The sequence below is a fragment of the Mycolicibacterium flavescens genome, assembly GCF_001722335.1.
GTDB lineage: Bacteria > Actinomycetota > Actinomycetes > Mycobacteriales > Mycobacteriaceae > Mycobacterium > Mycobacterium flavescens.
The window spans coordinates 39,282-56,102 of the sequence record NZ_MIHA01000014.1; the positions used below are offsets into that span (position 1 = coordinate 39,282).

Annotated in this window: 16 protein-coding genes; 8 read left to right on the top strand and 8 right to left on the bottom strand. The window is 69.2% G+C overall.

Going from position 1 to position 16,821, the window contains the following annotated elements; all coding sequences use genetic code 11:
* The first annotated feature begins 35 nt into the window (after positions 1 to 35).
* The 4 genes from mycP to BHQ18_RS18610 are packed head-to-tail and all read left to right on the top strand — an operon-like array spanning position 36 to position 4,692.
* Positions 36 to 1,397 (top strand): type VII secretion-associated serine protease mycosin, encoded by a 1,362-nt coding sequence (mycP, locus tag BHQ18_RS18595; protein WP_069415130.1) that lies wholly within the window; start codon positions 36 to 38, stop codon positions 1,395 to 1,397.
* Complete coding sequence (eccE, locus tag BHQ18_RS18600; RefSeq protein WP_069415131.1) at positions 1,394 to 2,791, top strand: type VII secretion protein EccE; 1,398 nt, start codon at positions 1,394 to 1,396, stop codon at positions 2,789 to 2,791. The genes mycP and eccE overlap by 4 nt, the downstream gene beginning before the upstream one ends.
* A 39-nt stretch (positions 2,792 to 2,830) precedes the next feature.
* Entirely contained in the window at positions 2,831 to 4,357 is a 1,527-nt protein-coding gene (locus tag BHQ18_RS18605) for a PPE domain-containing protein (protein ID WP_234794230.1), read from the top strand.
* Positions 4,354 to 4,692 carry a YbaB/EbfC family nucleoid-associated protein gene (locus BHQ18_RS18610; protein ID WP_069415133.1) on the top strand — a complete coding sequence of 113 codons (339 nt, stop codon included), beginning with the start codon at positions 4,354 to 4,356 and terminating at the stop codon, positions 4,690 to 4,692. The genes BHQ18_RS18605 and BHQ18_RS18610 overlap by 4 nt, the downstream gene beginning before the upstream one ends.
* Here the strand turns inward: BHQ18_RS18610 and BHQ18_RS18615 are convergent.
* The 4 genes from BHQ18_RS18615 to BHQ18_RS18630 are packed head-to-tail and all read right to left on the bottom strand — an operon-like array spanning position 4,689 to position 7,821.
* A complete protein-coding gene (locus BHQ18_RS18615; protein ID WP_069415134.1) occupies positions 4,689 to 5,183 on the bottom strand; it encodes a TIGR04338 family metallohydrolase in 495 nt (164 codons plus the stop codon). The genes BHQ18_RS18610 and BHQ18_RS18615 overlap by 4 nt on opposite strands.
* Positions 5,180 to 5,947: a DUF2786 domain-containing protein gene (locus BHQ18_RS18620; RefSeq protein WP_069415135.1), complete on the bottom strand. Its 768-nt coding sequence runs from the start codon at positions 5,945 to 5,947 to the stop codon at positions 5,180 to 5,182. The genes BHQ18_RS18615 and BHQ18_RS18620 overlap by 4 nt, the downstream gene beginning before the upstream one ends.
* Positions 5,948 to 5,989: 42 nt before the next feature.
* Positions 5,990 to 6,955: an alpha/beta hydrolase gene (locus BHQ18_RS18625; RefSeq protein ID WP_234794231.1), complete on the bottom strand. Its 966-nt coding sequence runs from the start codon at positions 6,953 to 6,955 to the stop codon at positions 5,990 to 5,992.
* Positions 6,956 to 6,981: 26 nt separating this feature from the next.
* A complete protein-coding gene (locus BHQ18_RS18630) occupies positions 6,982 to 7,821 on the bottom strand; it encodes an alpha/beta hydrolase (RefSeq protein ID WP_069415136.1) in 840 nt (279 codons plus the stop codon).
* An 82-nt stretch (positions 7,822 to 7,903) separates the two neighbouring features.
* Between BHQ18_RS18630 and BHQ18_RS18635 the strand changes: the two genes are divergently transcribed.
* Complete coding sequence (locus BHQ18_RS18635) at positions 7,904 to 8,899, top strand: sigma-70 family RNA polymerase sigma factor (protein ID WP_205866139.1); 996 nt, start codon at positions 7,904 to 7,906, stop codon at positions 8,897 to 8,899.
* 80 nt (positions 8,900 to 8,979) lie between these two features.
* On the opposite strand, the gene BHQ18_RS18640 is transcribed toward BHQ18_RS18635, so the two are convergent.
* On the bottom strand, positions 8,980 to 9,861 hold the full coding sequence (locus BHQ18_RS18640) for a DUF559 domain-containing protein (RefSeq protein WP_069415138.1): 882 nt from the start codon (positions 9,859 to 9,861) through the stop codon (positions 8,980 to 8,982).
* Between the two features lie 136 nt (positions 9,862 to 9,997).
* The gene (locus BHQ18_RS18645; RefSeq protein ID WP_069415139.1) at positions 9,998 to 10,444 is read right to left on the bottom strand and encodes a MarR family winged helix-turn-helix transcriptional regulator; all 447 of its coding nucleotides are present in this window, start codon (positions 10,442 to 10,444) and stop codon (positions 9,998 to 10,000) included.
* Positions 10,445 to 10,513: 69 nt separating this feature from the next.
* On the opposite strand from BHQ18_RS18645, the gene BHQ18_RS18650 reads away from it, so the two are divergent.
* Positions 10,514 to 11,275, top strand: a complete 762-nt coding sequence (locus BHQ18_RS18650) for a pirin family protein (protein ID WP_069415140.1) — start codon at positions 10,514 to 10,516, stop codon at positions 11,273 to 11,275.
* Positions 11,253 to 12,551: a PQQ-dependent sugar dehydrogenase gene (locus tag BHQ18_RS18655; RefSeq protein ID WP_069415141.1), complete on the top strand. Its 1,299-nt coding sequence runs from the start codon at positions 11,253 to 11,255 to the stop codon at positions 12,549 to 12,551. The genes BHQ18_RS18650 and BHQ18_RS18655 overlap by 23 nt, the downstream gene beginning before the upstream one ends.
* Here the strand turns inward: BHQ18_RS18655 and BHQ18_RS18660 are convergent, their stop codons facing one another.
* A complete protein-coding gene (locus BHQ18_RS18660) occupies positions 12,552 to 12,845 on the bottom strand; it encodes a GlsB/YeaQ/YmgE family stress response membrane protein (protein ID WP_069415142.1) in 294 nt (97 codons plus the stop codon).
* A 168-nt stretch (positions 12,846 to 13,013) separates the two neighbouring features.
* On the opposite strand from BHQ18_RS18660, the gene BHQ18_RS18665 reads away from it, so the two are divergent.
* Complete coding sequence (locus BHQ18_RS18665; RefSeq protein WP_069415143.1) at positions 13,014 to 14,096, top strand: phosphodiester glycosidase family protein; 1,083 nt, start codon at positions 13,014 to 13,016, stop codon at positions 14,094 to 14,096.
* Here the strand turns inward: BHQ18_RS18665 and BHQ18_RS18670 are convergent.
* Complete coding sequence (locus BHQ18_RS18670) at positions 14,093 to 16,687, bottom strand: hypothetical protein (RefSeq protein ID WP_069415144.1); 2,595 nt, start codon at positions 16,685 to 16,687, stop codon at positions 14,093 to 14,095. The two genes, BHQ18_RS18665 and BHQ18_RS18670, sit on opposite strands and share 4 nt — an antisense overlap.
* Positions 16,688 to 16,821: the final 134 nt, after the last annotated feature.

Here is a 16,821-nt window from a genome sequence, read left to right on the forward strand (position 1 = left end):
TCCAGCACACTCGCGCGCCGGGGGGTGCGTGACGCGTGCGGCGTATCGGTGTGCTGTTGGCGGCGGTCCTGCTGGCCTTGGTGTCGGCCCCGCCCGCCGTGGCGATCGAGCCCCCGACCATCGACCCGGGCGCCGTTCCGCCCGACGAGACCGGGCCCGACCAGCCGATGGAGCTGCGCCGTGCGTGCTCGTCACCGCACGTGTTCCCGAACTCGAACTTCGCCGACCGTCCGTGGGCCAATGACTATCTGCGGATCAGCGAGGCGCAGAAGTTCGCCAACGGCGCCGGGATCACCGTCGCGGTGATCGACACCGGGGTCAACGGCTCGCCGCGGGTCCCGGCCGAACCGGGCGGCGACTTCGTCGACCAGGCCGGCAACGGCATGTCCGACTGCGACGCCCACGGCACGCTGACCGCGTCGATCATCGCGGGCCGGCCCTCCCCGACCGACGGTTTCGTCGGGGTCGCACCGGCCGCGCGCATCCTTTCGCTGCGCCAGACGTCCTCGGCGTTCCAGCCGGTCGGGTCGCGCCCGGACCCCAACGACCCGAACACCACGGTGACCGCGGGATCGCTGCGCAGCCTGGCGCGCGCCGTCGTGCACGCCGCCAACCTCGGCGCGCAGGTCATCAACATCAGCGAGGCCGCCTGCTACAAGGTGACCCGCCCGATCGACGAGACCGGTCTGGGCGCCGCGATCAACTACGCGGTGCACGTCAAAGGCTCGGTGATCATCATCGCCGCGGGAAACACCGGCCAGGACTGCACGCAGAACCCGCCGCCGGACCCGGCGGTGCCGTCGGATCCGCGCGGCTGGCGCGAGGTGCAGACAATCGTCAGCCCGGCCTGGTACTCGCCGCTGGTGCTGACCGTCGGCGGCATCGCCCAGAACGGCCAGCCCAGCACGTTCTCGATGGCGGGTCCGTGGGTCGACGCGGCGGCGCCCGCCGAGAACCTGGTGGCCCTCGGCTACGACGGCAACCCGGTCAACGCCCTGCAGGGCCAGGACGGACTGATCCCGATCAGCGGCACGTCGTTCGCCGCGGCGTACGTGTCCGGGTTGGCCGCGCTGGTCAAGCAGCGGTTCCCGACACTGACCCCCGCGCAGGTGATCAACCGGATCACCGCCACCGCACGGCATCCCGGCGGCGGCGTCGACAACTACGTCGGCGCCGGCGTCGTCGACCCGGTGGCAGCGCTGACGTGGGATGTGCCCGCCGGCCCCGAGCGCGCGCCCTACAAGGTCAAGGAGATCCCGCCGCCCGTGCACATCCCGCCGCCGGACCGCGGGCCGATCACCGCCGTGGTGATCGCCGGTTCGGTGCTGGCGGTGGTGCTGGGCCTGGGCGCCCTGACCCGACGCGCCCTGACCCGACGTCCCCAGGGGCGCCGATGACCGACGTGGCGGGGTGGTTCGGCCTGAGGTTCACGACCGGGCACGCGATCTGGGCGGCGGTGCTGATCCCGGCCGTGATTCTGCTGTTCGGTCGCCTCGACCTGCTGTGGCTGGGCATCACGCTGGCGGTGCTGATCGCGCTGGGGTCGGTGGTGACCGTGCGCGGCCGTCGGATCACCGGGTGGGTGGCCGCGGTGTTCGCCTGGCGGCGACGGCACCGCAACGTGCCCGACCGGCCGTCCGAGCCGGCGGTCGGAGCCACCGTGATGCCGGGCGACCACGTCGCGGTGCGCTGGCACGACGACCATCTGGTGGCCGGCATCGAACTGGTCCCGCGGCCGTTCACCCCGACGGTCATCGTCAACGGTGAGGCGTTCACCGACGACGTCGTCGACACCCGACTCGTCGAACAGCTGATCGCCGCGCACTGCCCCGATCTGGAGGCCGACGTCGTGTCGGCCGGCTACCGCGTCGGCAAAACCGCTCCGGCCACCCTGATTTCGCTCTACGAGCAGGTGATCGGGCCGTATCCGGCGCCGGCCAACCGCCGCACCTGGATCGTGCTGCGCGCCGAACCCGAGAGCACCCGCCGGTCGTCGCTGCGCCGCGAGGCCGGTGTCGCCGGGTTGGCGCGCTACCTGGTGGCCTCCGCGACACGGATCGCAGATCAACTGGCCAGCAACGGAATCGATGCACGCCCGCTGCGCAGTTTCGACGATCTCGACCGCGCCACCGAGATCAGCTTCGAACGCGAGACGTGGTCGGCGATCAAGGGGCGCAGCACGTTCACCGCCGCCTACAGTGCGCCCGGCGGGCCGGACGTGTGGTGGTCGGCGCGGGCGGACCACACGATCACCCGGGTCCGGGTGCGGCCCGGGACCGCGCCCACCTCGACGGTGTTGTTGACCACTTTGGCGAATCCGACGACACCGCGCGGGTTTTCGTGTCTGTTCGGAGGGCAGCGGGCGGCGCTGCACGGCATCAGCCCGGTCAACGACCGGCACTACGAACTGCCGATCGGGTCGGCGGGCGTACTCGTCGGGGAGACCGCGGACCGCTACCCGGTGTACCTGCCGTTCGACGACGTCGACGTCAGCATCAACCTCGGCGATGCCCGGCTGTTCACCCAGTTCATCGTGCGGTCGGCGGCCGCGGGCGCCGTCATCACGCTGCTGCCGCAGTTCTCCGAGTTCGCGGGATACGTCAATGCACGGATCGGGCAGGTGGCCAAGGTGGCGTGGCCGACCGCGACGACGTATCTGGGACCGCACCCGGGTGTCGGGCGGGTTGTGCTGCGGCACAACTTCATCGACACGCCGCGCCATCGGCAGTTGCCGATCCGGCTGATCAATCCGCGCGAGGAAAGCCGCTATCAGATGGCGCTCGAAGGCTGAGAGGACGGGGGTGTAGTCATTTCTGGTGAGCAGCGAGTGGTGCCCGAATCGCTTGAACGGCAAGCGAAAGAGATGGACGACGGCCAACCGTGGCACAACCCCGCTGCCGAGGCCGTCCAGCCGCCGGACGCGCTGCCGTCGTCCAGCGCCGCGGCGGCCAACCTCAACGCGAACGCCGAATCGCTGCTGGCGTTCCAGAATTGGGCCGAGGCGGAGAACAAGCGGATCGCCGAGATGCTGACGATCGCCGCGCAGGGGTACCGCAGGGTCGACGAGCAGTACGGGCAGGCGATGGACAACCCGGAGCGCAGGGCCGCGGTCGAAGCGATCACGCTTCCCGCCCCGTCCACCCCGCCGGCCCCGACACCGACGCCCGTCGGTTCCCCGCAGGCCTTGGACGCGGGCGGCTACAGCGACGTCTACAAGACGCAGGCCGATCTCACCTCCCCTGACGACGGCGCTTCGCTGAAGACGGCCATGCTGCAGTGGGCGCTGGCCTCGAAGCGGGCGGCCGACAAGACGCCCAGCCCGCCGCCGGGCGACTGGGAGGGCGAGGCCGCCGACGCCGCGTTCTCCCGGATGACCGAGTTCGCCGGGCATCTGCGCCAGCTGTCGGAAGCGTGGGAAGACCTGGCCGAGGCGGCGGCCAAGATCCTTGAGGCCCACACCTCCGCGAAGTCACGGCACACCGAGATCCACGCCGAGTACCAGAAACTCGATGAGCTCCTCAAGAAGGCCGCCGCGGAGATCACCGCCGAGAACGCCGCCGCGGTGCAGCTGGCGATGGAGATGATCCGCAAGCGGATGGAGGTGCTGCAGCGCGAATCCGACGAGGTGCGTGAGCAGTACGCGAATTCCGCGACGTTCTCCCCGGTGCGTCCCGAGTTGCCCAAGGCCCGCGGTGCGGACAGCCCCACCACCGCCGGGGGCGGGGGCGGCAGCGACGGCGGGCAGCCGACCGGTGACCCGAAGGCGATGGCCGAGAAGATGGCGCAGTCCCTCGGTGGGCCGTCCGCGGGCGCGCCTGCGAAGGCCGCTGGTGGGGCGCCCGCGGGTGGTGGCGCGCCGTCCGGCGGCGGTGGTGGTTCCCCGTCCGGCGGCAGCGGCTCCGGTGGCGGCGCACCGTCCGGGGTGCCCGGCGGACCGGCCACCCCGAAGTTGCCGACCGACCCGTCGCTGCGTCCGGCGGCGGCCTCGGGTGCGGGTGGCGGCGCCGGCGGCGGGGCCGGCGGGGGCGCCGGCGGTGGCGGGATGCCGGCCACCCCGATGTCGGCTCCGGTGACGGCCGAGACGGTGGCACCCGCGCCGACGGTGCCGGCCGCCGCGTCCGCGGCTCCCGCACAGGGCGGTGGCGGCGGCGCGATGGGCGGTATGGGCGGCGGCATGGCGCCGATGGGTCACGGTGCGGGCGCGCAGCAGGGCAAGGAGAAGAAGCGCGACGCGCGGTTGGCGCCCGATGAGGATCTCTACGTCGAAGACCGGCCGTGGACGGAGGCGGTCATCGGTAACCGCCGTCGCCGAGAGGCCGGCAAGGGTGACAGCGGCGAGGGCGGTGACACCAGATGAGCGAGGACATGCATCCCGAGGTGGCCGCCGTGTTGCGGCAGGCCCAGCGGCTGCAGTCGGTCATGGACGATCAGCTGCACCGGATGAACACCCAGACATTCACCGCCACAGATGAATCCGAGACCGTCGAGGTGACGCTGAACGGTCACCACCACCTCATCGGGGCGTTCATCGAGGACGGCCTGCTGCGGCTCGGGGTCGAGACGGTCCAGCAGCGACTCAACGAGGCACTGCAGAACGCGCTCGCCGCGGCGAGCGCCTCCATCGAGGCCGACCGCGAGCGCATCGACGCCGTCGTCGCCCAGATCACCGACCTTCCTCGCGAAAGCGGTTAACGCACCCCTTCTTTCGCGTACACCACCCTCAACACGTGGGCCACCTCCGGCCCCATCACGGTCTCGGCCAGCTCGCAGAAGGTGGCGACGAAGTGCGGCCCGTGCGGGGGCGGCACCGCGCTGAGGTGGTGCGCGATCTCGTGCAGGATCACCAGTTCGCGTAGCGCCCACCGGCTGTGGGCTTCGGGAACCGCGACGACCGCGCCTCCGTCGCTGAGCTCGTAGTGCGCGGCCGTCGCCCCGCGTCGAGCCCGGATGTGCAGGGGGCCGGCCCCCGGCCACCGCTGCCGCACCGCGGGCAGCGCGAGCACGTCGTCGACATAGCGTTGCACCGAGTCGATCGAGGCGAACCGCGCCTCGGGCGGCAGGGTCAGCGAGGTGCCGAAGAACTCGACGGCGCGCGAACCGCGCTCGGCGGCGCGGTCGAACAGGACACGCACGAACTCCTCGGCCGCGTAGACCTTGGCCCGCTGCGTGTCTCGTCGGCTCACGTGGTGCGGCGGCGCCGACCTGTCAGTGCCGACCGGGCGCCCGCCAGTTCGGTGCTGGGGCCGAGCTTGGCTTGCCGTCCCGCGCGATCACCCGCGCGCCGCGCGGCGGAGGAGTAGCCCGCCGTCGCGCTGGTGGCCCGCCAGGTACCCCTGGCCTCGGACGTCTGCCGGTAGAAGTCACGCAGCTCGAGATCCTTGTCGCGCAACGCGATTGCCGTACCGGGCTGCGAGTCGGCGCCTGCGGTGGCTGCCTGCCGGGCCTCTTCGCGGGCCTGGGCGAGCCGCTGGCCGATGCGGGCACCGAACGCCAGCTGGAAGTTGATCCGCGCCGTGATCGTCGGGGTGGGGCGGTGGGCACCCGAGGCGATGTACGCCTCGGAGGCCCGCACCATCTGCATCACCAGGCTGGCGTACAGCGCGTGGCTGGCGTCGATGTCCTCGGCGAAGCCGTAGGCGTAGACGAAGGTCGAGTTCGACGCCACGTCGCATTTGACGTCGTTGGCGAGCGCGATCACGGTGAACAGCTGGACATAGGTGCGCAGTCCCCTGGTGCCGGCGTTACCGATCGTGATGGTGCGCTGAACGGGCATCTGCGATTTGGTGCGCTGCTCCGAATGTGACCGGGCCACAGCGAGATCGATGGACGTCGCGGTGGCCAGCCGCTGCGCTGCCGCCATGAAGGCGTCCGCCTCGTGCGGATTGTCGGTGCCCTCGGCCTGGCGCAGCAGCGCCGCGATGCGCGCCAGCATCTTGTCGTCACTCATACCCGGTCCACTCCGTTGCCCTCATGCGAATCCACACTAGGGCTACTCCGTGACAAATCCGTCCAGTGCTTCGACCACCTGTGGAGAAAGCGGGGCCTGGGAGGCGTAGTTGGCGACGTTGTCGGTGGGGTCGTCGCGCAGGACGTGGTTGACGCCCTCGAGTTCGACCAGGGTCAGCTCGGTGTGGCCCAGCGCGTCGGCGAGGGGTCTGATCGCGTCGCAGCCGGCCTGGTTGTCGGAGTCCGAACACGTCAGCAGCACCGGGGTGCCCGCGGGCACGTCGGCTGCCAGCGCCACGGGGTCGATCTTGTCGGCCTCGATCACGGCGTTGACATTGCCAGGGTTGAGCACCGCGCCCAGACCCTCGGGCAGGTTCGGCGGCACCGTGCCGTCGGTGCGCACCTGTTCGACCGCGGTCAGCCAGGTGGACAGCGCCTCCGGGCTGGCGCTGGCCCGCACGCGGTTGGTGATGATGTCGAGGTAGCGGCCCGGCAGCGGCTGAAACAGGCCCAGCGAGTGGATCTTCGGCGCGCCCGCGGCGGTGTCGCCGGCCAACTGCAGGGCGTGGACGGTGCCCTCGCCCAATGCGTAGACCGAGATGCGCGCGTCGTCGGTGCGCGCCTGGTCAGCCAGGAATCGGGCCGCGGCCTTCGCGCCGGTGGTGTAGACCGCGCTCACCACCTCGGTGGGCCGCTGTGCGTACGGGCCGAGGCCGGTCTTGCCGGTGCCGATCTTGTCGTAGCGCAGGCTGGCCACGTCGCGGTCGGAGAGCAGTTCGGCGAGTTGACGCATGTTGCCGACGGGTCCGGCGACCTGGTTGTCGCCGTTGCGGTCGGTGGCGCCGCTCTCGGAGATCAGCAGGGCCGCCGGGCCGGGCGTCTCGGCGGACGAGTGGCGGTAGCTGCCGTGCAGGGTCAGCCCGTCGGCGGTGAAGGTGACGTCTTCGTCGACCCACTGGGCCTGCTCGTCCCGCGCACAGGCGGTCAGGGGTATGAGAGCCGAAATCAACAGGACCGCAATTGTTTTGGCTGGTTTCACAGCTTCGCCTCGATCCACGCGGTGACGTCGTCGAGCACGAGATCGCGTTCGGGCTCGTTGAACACCTCGTGGTACAGCTCGGGATAGACCTTCAGGTGCACGTCGGTGGAACCGACGCATTCGAGAAGCCGACGGCTGCCGGTCACCGGGATCAGCTTGTCCTGTTCACCGTGTACGACCAGCAGTGGCGCGGTCAGGGCGGCGGCGCGCTGCGGCATCGTCTGACCGACCCTGATCAGCGCCTTGGCGATTCCGGCGGGCAGCTTGCCGTGGTGCACCATCGGGTCGGCCAGGTAGGCGGACACGACTTCCGGGTCGCGCGAGACCGCCTCGGTCGGCAGTTGTTCGACCGGAAGCCCGGGTGCGATGCTGCCGAGGATCTTGGCGACAGCGATCATCACCGGTGACACCGCCTCCTGGGCGTAGACCGCCGGTCCGGACAGCACCATCGCGGCGTAGTCGTCGGGGTGCTCGACGCCGTAGGTGAACACCACGCCGCCACCCATGCTGTGGCCGACGACGATGCGCGGCAGATCCGGATGCTCGGCGGCGGCGATGCCCACGAGGTGGTGAAAATCTGCGGTGTATTCGGTGATGTCGCGTAGGTAGACGCGTTTGCCGCCGGAGCGCCCGTGGCCGCGCAGATCCAGCGCGTAGGTGATCAGCCCGGCGGCGCCGAAGCGCTGCGCGACATGGTCGTAGCGGCGGGCATGCTCGGCGTATCCGTGGCACAGCACGACCACACCGCGCGGATCTCCCTCAGGAGTCCAGACGTCATAGACGATGCGCACACCGCCGACACCGTCGAAGTTGCGTTCGCTGCGGGTAGTGGCCACCCAGCGAGACTAGCGGGCAGGCACCTACACCAGCCTGTCGGTTGCGTTCCGCTTGTCGGAGGCAGTGATTATGCTCGCCGCCATGACGGTCCTGACCCGCGAGGTCGATGACGGCAGCGCTGCAGACGCCTTTCTCGCCGATGCTCAGCAGTACCGCAGGGAACTGCTGGCGCACTGCTACCGGATGACGGGTTCACTGCATGACGCTGAGGATCTGGTCCAGGAAACCTATCTGCGTGCGTGGAAGTCGTACAACAACTTTCAGGGCAAATCGTCGGTGCGGACGTGGTTGTACCGGATCGCCACCAACACCTGCCTGACGGCGCTGGACAGCCGCCAGCGCCGGCCGCTGCCGACGGGGTTGGGGGCGCCGAGTTCGGACCCGACCGATGACATCGTCGCGCGCGGTGAGGTGCCGTGGCTGGAGCCGCTGCCGGACGATTCGACGGACCCGTCGAACATCGTGGGCTCGCGGGAGTCGGTGCGGTTGGCGTTCGTCGCGGCGCTGCAACATCTCTCACCGCGCCAGCGCGCGGTGCTGGTGTTGCGGGAGGTGCTGCAGTGGAAGGCGGCTGAGGTCGCGGATGCCATCGGCTCGTCCACCGCGGCGGTCAACAGCTTGCTCCAGCGGGCCCGCGCGCAGCTCGACGAGGTCGGGCCCAGCCAGGACGACGGGCTGCAACTGCCGGACTCCGCGGAAGCGCAGGATCTGCTGACGCGCTACATCGATGCGTTCGAGAGCTACAACATCGAGCAGCTGGTCGAGTTGTTCACCGCGGACGCGGTCTGGGAGATGCCGCCGTTCGATGGTTGGTACCAGGGCCCGCAGGACATCGTGCTGTTGTCGAAGACGCACTGCCCGGCGCAGGGCCCTGGGGACATGCGGTTCCTGCGGACCACCGCCAATGGTCAAACCGCTGCGGCGGTGTACCTGCTCAACAGGGAGACGGGTGTATTCGAGCCGCTGCAGTTGCACGTGCTGGCCATTGGCAGTGACGGGATCAACCATGTGGTGGCGTTCCACATGACGAGCTTCGAGAAGTGGGGCCTACCCGACACTCTTCCAGTGGCCACTTAAGCAGCGTCAACCCGCAAAACCCGCGCGACAACTGGCCACTCGCGAGAATTGGGCTTGCCCAACCCCCCGCCAGTGGCCACTTACGCAGCAAGATCCTCCAGAATTTGCGCGACAACTGGCCACTCGGCGCCGGCCTGATGCAGCGCCTGGCACACCCGCATCAGGATCACATGCGGCCTGAACCGCAGCATCTCAGCACTGACCCGGATGATCAGCCAGCCGCGTGCCTGCAACTGTGCTTGCCGCTCGATGTCCTTGGCCCGGATGAACGGGTCCGTCCAATGCTGGGCGCCGTCGTACTCGACGCCGACCTTGAACTCCTCGTAACCCATGTCGATCCGCCAGATGTCCACGCAGATCTGCGTCTGCGGTCTCGGCAACCCGCCCTCGATCAGCACCAGCCGCGTTCGCGTCTCCTGCGGCGACTCCGCACCGGTGTCCATCACCGCCAACGCGCGGCGCAACTGCACCAACCCTCGAACCCCCGGGTGGTCCTCGATCACGTTCCCCACAGCCGCCGGGGCCAGGCCGGTGGCGCGTCCGAGGGCATCCAGCCGCGTGACCGCTTCGACGTAAGGTCCCCACCGACCCAGGTCGAACGCCGTGCGTGCCGGCGTCGTCAGCTTGATGCCCCGCGCCGACGTCACTTCGTGGTCCAACAACTCATCGCGGTGGATCAGAATCCCGCGAGTCGGCTTGCCGTTGCGGCGGAACATCTCGGCGGGCAGGTGCTTGTCGATCCACTCGGTCTCGTACAACGCCGCCGCGGACAGACCGCCCATCGTCGCCTGCCGTCCCGACCACAGCCATGCCGCGACCGCCCTGCTGCTCGCAGTCAGCTCCGCGTCCTTCGACAGGTAGACGTCGCGGTAGATGCGGTCGTTTCGACTCAGCAGTGTGCGTGGCCCGAACAGCCTGCTCGTCAACGCCTCAGTCCCCAGAAACGGCTGGTCGCTTCTCATGGATCGACCGTCGCCGCCGGCACCGACAACTCCGCCCGACGAGCCAACAGTTATCCACAGGGCTAGGACGCCGAGTGGCCACTTATGCAGCGCGATCCCGCGAAACCCGCGCGATAACTGGCCACTCGGCCAAAAGTCAGCCGGCCAACCGTCCGAGCATCGCGTCCAGCACCTCTCCGAACGCCTCCAACTGCGTCGGCGACAGACCCTCGAACACCGTCGTCCGCACCAACTCGACGTGCCCCGCCGCCGCCTTCTCCAAGGTGGTGCGGCCGCCGTCGGTCAGCGAGACACTCGCTCCGCGGCGGTCGTCGCCGCTGTCCCGACGCTGCACCAGGCCGCGGCCGCGCATCCGGCGGATCTGGTGCGACAGCCGGCTCTGCTCCCACCCGAGCGTGTCGGCCAGCTCGTTGACCCGCTGCTCGCCGCGTTCGGACAGCGCGACCAGCACGTCGTAGTCTGCCAGCGACAGCTCGCAGTCCTGCTGAAGTTGTCGGTGCATCGCGGTCTGCAGCAGGCTCGTCGCCGCCAGATACTTCCGCCACACCTGCTGCTGCTGCGCCGTCAACCACACGGAATACATGACACATCATCTATGTTGTCGCGTCCAGTAGCCGCCCTTAGGCTGGGCCCTCAGAGCGAGAGGTACGCCATGACCGCCCCCACCATCGACATCCGCCGCGCCGACGAGCGCGCGAAGACCACTATCGACTGGCTGGACTCCAAGCATTCGTTCTCGTTCGGCAGCCACTACGAACCCGAGAACACCCACCACGGTCTGCTGCTGGTCAACAACGACGACATCGTGACACCCGGGCAAGGCTTCGACACCCATCCGCACCGCGACATGGAAATCGTGACGTGGGTGCTGCGCGGTTCGCTGGTGCATCAGGACTCCACCGGACACTCCGGAGTCATCTATCCCGGTCTGGCGCAACGAATGTCGGCCGGTCGCGGCATCTTGCACTCGGAGAAGAACGACTCCTGGACGCTGACCGGTGAGCAATCCCATTCCGAGCCGGTGCATTTCGTGCAGATGTGGGTGGTGCCCGACGAGTCGGGAATCGATCCTGGCTATCAGCAACTCGAAATCGACGACGAGCTGCTGCGCGGCGGCCTGGTGACCATCGCGTCGGGCATGCCCGAGCACCGCGACCAAGCCGCGATCGCCATCCGCAACAAGTACGCCGCGCTGCACGGCGCCCGACTGCAGGCCGGTGACAGCGTCGCGTTGCCCGACGCGCCGTATCTGCACCTGTTCGTTCCCCGCGGCGAGGTCACGCTCGAGGGTGCCGGCGTGCTGCACCAGGGCGACGCCGTGCGGTTCACCGCATCGGGCGGGCAGCGCGTCACCGCGACCGAGTCAGCCGAGATCCTGGTCTGGGAGATGCATGCGAGTCTTGCTGCGGCGTAACGCAATTGCCGGGTGCCTGCTCGCGACGACAGTGTTGGCCGCCTGCGCGACGAGCCCGGCCCCGCAGCAACCGTCACCCACCCCACCTCCGAGTACACCAGCGAGCACCGAAGACCTGACAACCGCGACGGTCGCCGTCGACCCCGCTCTCGCGCAGGCCCCGTTCGACGAGCCACGCAAGGCGCTGATCCCGGCCGGCTGGTCGATGTCGGTGTGGGCCCGCATTCCCCGCGCCAGGCTGATGGCGTGGGCACCCGACGGCGCACTGCTGGTCAGCCAGCCCAGCACGGGCACGGTCCTCCGCCTCGAACCCGGCACGTCGCCGCCGCGCCAGACCACCCTGCTCGAGGGCCTCGACCAACCGCACGGGTTGACCTTCGTCGGTGACACGCTCTACGTCGCAGAGAGCGACCAGGTCGACGCGTACGTCTACGTGAACGGCGCTGTGACCCAGCGACGCACCCTCGCCGACGGCCTGCCGGACGCGAAGAGCCCCGACCTCAAGGGCGCCTACGCCCACGCGCTCAAGTCGGTGGCCGTCGGACCCGACGGCAGCGTCTACTTCTCGATCGGCTCGACCGGCAACATCTCGGCCGAGGACCGCGACGCCGACCCGCCGCGCGCCTCGATCATGCGCATACCGCCCGACGGCGGGCCGGCGGAACCGTTCGCGACCGGCGTGCGTAACGGCACCGGCCTGGCCGTCGCTCCGGACGGCGCACTGTGGACCGCAGTCAACAACCGCGACAACGTTGCCGACCCCGCGACCGGAGAGGTCACCACCGAATACGTCAGCGGCCATCCTCCCGAGTCGGTGGCCAGGCTGACGCCCGGTCGCGAATTGGGTTGGCCCTTCTGCAATCCCGACGGCGGACCCGCCGATCTGCCGCTGATCCGCGACGTGCAGACCAACCCCGACGGTGACCGTCTCGACTGCGCGGCGCTCCCGCCGATCGAGCAGAGCCTTCCCGCGCACGCTGCGCCGCTCGGGATGACCTTCACCGACGGCGTGCTACCCGGGCCGTACGCCAGCGGTGCCCTCATCGGCGTGCACGGTTCGTGGAACCGTGAACCGCCGCTCGCCCCCGAGGTCGCGTTCTTCCCCTGGCGCAACGGCGAACTCGCCGACCAGCAGACGCTGGTCAGCGGGTTCCAGGCCGACGACGGATCCCGGTGGGGCCGTCCGGTCGCCGCGACCGTCGGTCCCGACGGCGCGGTCTACGTCAGCGACGACTACGCCGACGCGGTGTACCGACTGGCCCCACCCGGCCGCTAGCTACCGGACCGCGGTGCCGCGCGGCGTCCCGGTGCGCTTACCGGTGATGCCGACGTAGATCGCGATCAGCACGATTGCGACGATGATCCCGACCAGGAACGGGATCACTTCCCAGCCGCCGTTGGAATTCGAGTAGCCGACCTGGTAGGTAAGCCAGCTACCGATGAACGAACCGAGCGCGCCCAGCACGATCGTCATGATCAAGCCGATGTTCTGTTTGCCCGGCATGATGAGCCGAGCCAGCGCGCCGACGATCAACCCGACGACGAGCGCGCTCAGGATGGTGCCGATCATTTCTGCTCCCTCTGTTGTGCGGTCGCTGGCCGATTACCCGTTAACCCGGTAAAAAACGCTTCTCTTCAGGCGAGACCCGATTGTGATGTCGCTGTGACGAAAGTTGACAGTGTTCAAGGTGTGATTGATGGTGTCTCTATTTCTGCTGGCGTTCCGAAAGGGTCGACGGTGTCCTCGACAACCGCAAACATCCGGCGATTCGCGGTCTCAGCTGCGGCGCTGCTGCTGTGCGCGGTGATGTCGACGTCGGCGGGTGTGCCGACGGCGGCCGCGGCGGGCGCGCGCGAACTGCTCGCCAACGCGATCGCCGCGACCCGCGGGGCGTACCTGGTCTACAACTTCGGGTCCGGGCACCCCGCGCCGATGCTCAACGCCGGCGGCAATTGGTACGAGGCGAACGGCGGCGGCCGCCTGATGATCATCAAAGGCGCATCCAGCCGGCTGGCGCCCCGGTTGCTGGTCGACTCGCACCGCGGGTATCAGTCCCGCTGCGAGCGCGATCCGCGCGCCCGGACCGGTGAGGGCCTGTGGCAGGCGTCGGAGATCTTCACACCGCTGCAGGCGTGGCAGGCGCTCGGCCAGCCGACCATCGCGATCAACGCCAACTTCTTCGACGTGCGCGGCCAGAAGGGCGGCTCGTGGAAAACCACCGGCTGCAGTTCACCGCTCGGCGCCTACGTCGACAACACCCGCGGTCAGGGCAAGGCCAACGCCGCGGTCACCGGCACCATCGCCTACGCGGGTAAGCAGGGGCTCTCCGGCGGCAACGAGCACTGGAGGGCGCTGTCGACGATGATCATGCCGGTCAGCGGCGCCCCCTACGTGGTTCCGCCAAAGACTCCCGACGACTACGACGCGGCCTCACCGGTGATCCAGGACCTGGTCGACAAGGGCACGCGGTTCGTCGCGGTCGCCGGGATCGGGTTGCTCGCACCGGGCGACACCGGTCAGCTCAACGACGGCGGCCCCAGCGCGGCGCGCACCGCGATCGCCTACGCCCGGGACAAGGACGAGATGTACGTCTTCCAGGGCGGCAGCTACACCCCCGACCAGATCCAGGACCTGTTCCGGGGGTTGGGAAGTGACACCGCGGTGCTGCTCGACGGCGGCGGATCGTCGTCGATCGTGCTGCGCCGCGACACCGGCGGCATGTGGACCGGTGCGGGCGTTCCCCGCGGCTCGTGCGACACCCGTCAGGTGCTGTGCGACTCGCGGGAACGCGCCCTTCCCAGCTGGCTCGCCTTCAACTAGGCAGCGGCTCCGCCCGCGTCTCCGTCGTTGTCGGCGCCACCGTCGTCGTTCGAGTCGTTGTCCGCCTTGACTTGCTGCGGAGCCGACCCACCGACCGCCGTGGTGGACGCATCGTTGCCCTGCTTGGCGTCGTTGGGCCCGAACTTGTTGCCGCTCTTGAGATTTGCGCCCTCGTCCTCGTCGTCGGCGGCACCGTCGTCGGCGGCACCCTCATCGACGGCGTCCTCATCCGCGGCGTCCTCGTCAACGACGTCCTCATCGACGGCGTCCTCGTCAACGACGTCCTCATCGACGACGTCCTCATCGACGACGTCCTCGTCGTCGGTGCCGTCCTGGTCGGTGCCGTCCTGCTCGTCGCCACTCGAAGGCGGCGTCTCCGCTGCCGGCTCTTCTTCCTGCGCGGGCTCTTCCGCCGGCTGCTCCTCGTTCGGTTCCTCGTCGGCCGGGGCCTTGTCGTCGACGACGTCGCCGTCCTTCTCCTCACCGTCGGTGCCGTCGAGCTCGTCGCCGCCGAGCGACTCGTCACCGGTGCCGAGCGAGAGCATGCGTGCGCCCGAGTCAGGCAGCGACGACGCCTCGGCCAACCCGCTGCGCAGCGCCGACGCCTGCGGTGTGAGCCCACCGAGCAGACCTCCGAGCAGACCGCCCACCACGTCGTTGACGATGTCCTCGAGCCCGCCGACAAGTCCGCCGAGCAGGCCGCCACCGATCAGACCGCCGAGGCCGCCGCCGAGACCGCCGCCGCTCGGGGCGCCGCCGAGCAGACCGCCCAGCCCGCCGCCCGCGAGGATATTGAGCAGGTTGCTGATGACGTTCGGCGTGCCCGTGGTCGGGTTGCCGCTGAAGAACTCCTTCTGGATGCCGGCCACCAGCTGGTTGAACACCACGCCCGGCACCGCGCTCCAGTTCACGTTCGGGAACGAGAAGAACGGCGTCGGGATGCCCGCTTCGGTGAGCGTGCGCTCGTACGCGCCCGTCTCCGGGTTGAACACGACGTCGGTGTAGCCGAGGTTCACCAGACTGGTCAGCGCCGGCGCCAACGCGTTGGCCACCAGGCTGAACGGGTTCATCCGAGCCAGCGCGCCCAGCGTCACGATGTTGACGACGTCGGCGGCCAGGTACAGCGGTTCCAACAGCGGCAGCGTGGCCGACGGCAGTGTCAGGAACAGGTTGATCGCCAACGGATCCGGGCCGAGCACCGGGCCGAGGATGTCGTCGAGCTGCGAAAGGATCTGCTCGGTGACCGTGTCCAGCGTGATGCCGCGCAGCATGTAGGTCGGCAGCAGGCCCGCAGCGAGGTTGTTCAACAACGAGAACGGGTTCGGCCATGCCGCGAAGTCGGACAGGATGTCGTACTCGATCGCGCCGTCGACCTTGATCGGGATCAGGTTCGCGCCGCCGACCGACAGCCCGGTGTTCAGCAGCGGGATGCCGCCGGAGTGCTGCACCTCGGTGTCCGGCGTGACGGTGTCGATGCCGAACAGCCGGAACAGCGGGTACATCCGGGCGAGCAGACCGCCGTTCGCGCGGCCCGGGTTCTGCAGCAGGATCAGCGGAAGCACCGTGAAGCTGCCCAACAGCGCGTCCTGCGCGTTCGGGCCGAGCCCACCCGGCTGGTTCGCCAGGTTGTCGACCACCTGCTGGTAGGCATCGCCCGCGGCGAACGCGCCCATCCCGATGCCGACAGTGACCGGGACCCGCAGGTGCACGACGTCCGGAAGGTCGATCGGCGGATTGTCGAGGATGGCCTCCAGACCGCTCAGGATCGGGCCGAGCGTGACACCCAGCAGCGGGTTCTCCGACAGCACGTCATTGATCCGGCCGACCAGGTCGGCGACCAGGTCCAGGCTGCCGACGCCGAGGTAGGGGGTGTTGTCGATCTCGTCGGCGACCGAGTTTGGCAGCGACGGCACCCAGCCGAGGTCGACGCCGAGCAGTTTCAGCGCGGTGAAGATCGGGCTGGCAGTGATGACGTTGAGCCCGGGGATGTCGAGGTTGGCGAGGTTCAGCGGGTCGCTCAGGTCCAGACCGACCAGGCCGAGCAGGCCGAGCAGCGTGACCTCACCGTCTTCATTGGTGATCCCGAGAAGGTCCAGCACCGGGACGAGCAGGCCCGCGAGCACCGGGCCGAGGACCGTGTTGAGGACCGGCGTCAGATCGATCGGGACCGCGCCGAGGACTCCGCCGAGGATCTCGTTGAGGAGGAAGTTCGGGTCGCCGACCAGCTGGCCGAGCAGGCTGGGCAGGTCGAGCCCGGCGGCGTCGGCAAGCGCGGCCAGGTTGAAGTTCTCGACCACGGCGCGCAGCAGCAGGTCGCTGACGAACTGCGCGAAGTCGTAGCCGACGGTGCCCAAACCGCCGGTGATGTCGGGGATCTGGTCCGGGTCCGGCCACTGGTTGATCGCGGCCAGCAGGTCGACTTGCGCGTCAACTACACGCCTGACCTCGGGGTTTGTTGGGTCCGGGAGCGGCTCCGAAAGCGGGAGGGCGGTGACTGTCAGCGCGGTCGCGGTCGCGGTGGCGGCGCCGAGCGCAGCGAACTTCTTGGCTTGACCGCTGCGCTTGTGGTGCGTTCCGTGTCGTCCGGCCACGAGAGCATCCTTTCCGAGGCAAATTCGTATTGACGTGACCGTAACACTCCAGACCTGAAGGTATGGAAAAACCCGCAAATTCTTGCTAACACAAAGACGGCGGTGACGCTGCCCGGCAGGGCGCCGAGCAACCT

Bases quoted from the DNA above. Each gene is read 5' to 3' on its own strand.
- eccE (WP_069415131.1), top strand. From the start codon at position 1,394: ATGACCGACGTGGCGGGGTGGTTCGGCCTGAGGTTCACGACCGGGCAC.
- BHQ18_RS18610 (WP_069415133.1), top strand. From the start codon at position 4,354: ATGAGCGAGGACATGCATCCCGAGGTGGCCGCCGTGTTGCGGCAGGCC.
- BHQ18_RS18620 (WP_069415135.1), bottom strand. From the start codon at position 5,947: ATGAGTGACGACAAGATGCTGGCGCGCATCGCGGCGCTGCTGCGCCAG.
- BHQ18_RS18635 (WP_205866139.1), top strand. From the start codon at position 7,904: ATGACGGTCCTGACCCGCGAGGTCGATGACGGCAGCGCTGCAGACGCC.
- BHQ18_RS18640 (WP_069415138.1), bottom strand. From the start codon at position 9,861: ATGAGAAGCGACCAGCCGTTTCTGGGGACTGAGGCGTTGACGAGCAGG.
- BHQ18_RS18645 (WP_069415139.1), bottom strand. From the start codon at position 10,444: ATGTATTCCGTGTGGTTGACGGCGCAGCAGCAGCAGGTGTGGCGGAAG.
- BHQ18_RS18650 (WP_069415140.1), top strand. From the start codon at position 10,514: ATGACCGCCCCCACCATCGACATCCGCCGCGCCGACGAGCGCGCGAAG.
- BHQ18_RS18655 (WP_069415141.1), top strand. From the start codon at position 11,253: ATGCGAGTCTTGCTGCGGCGTAACGCAATTGCCGGGTGCCTGCTCGCG.
- BHQ18_RS18660 (WP_069415142.1), bottom strand. From the start codon at position 12,845: ATGATCGGCACCATCCTGAGCGCGCTCGTCGTCGGGTTGATCGTCGGC.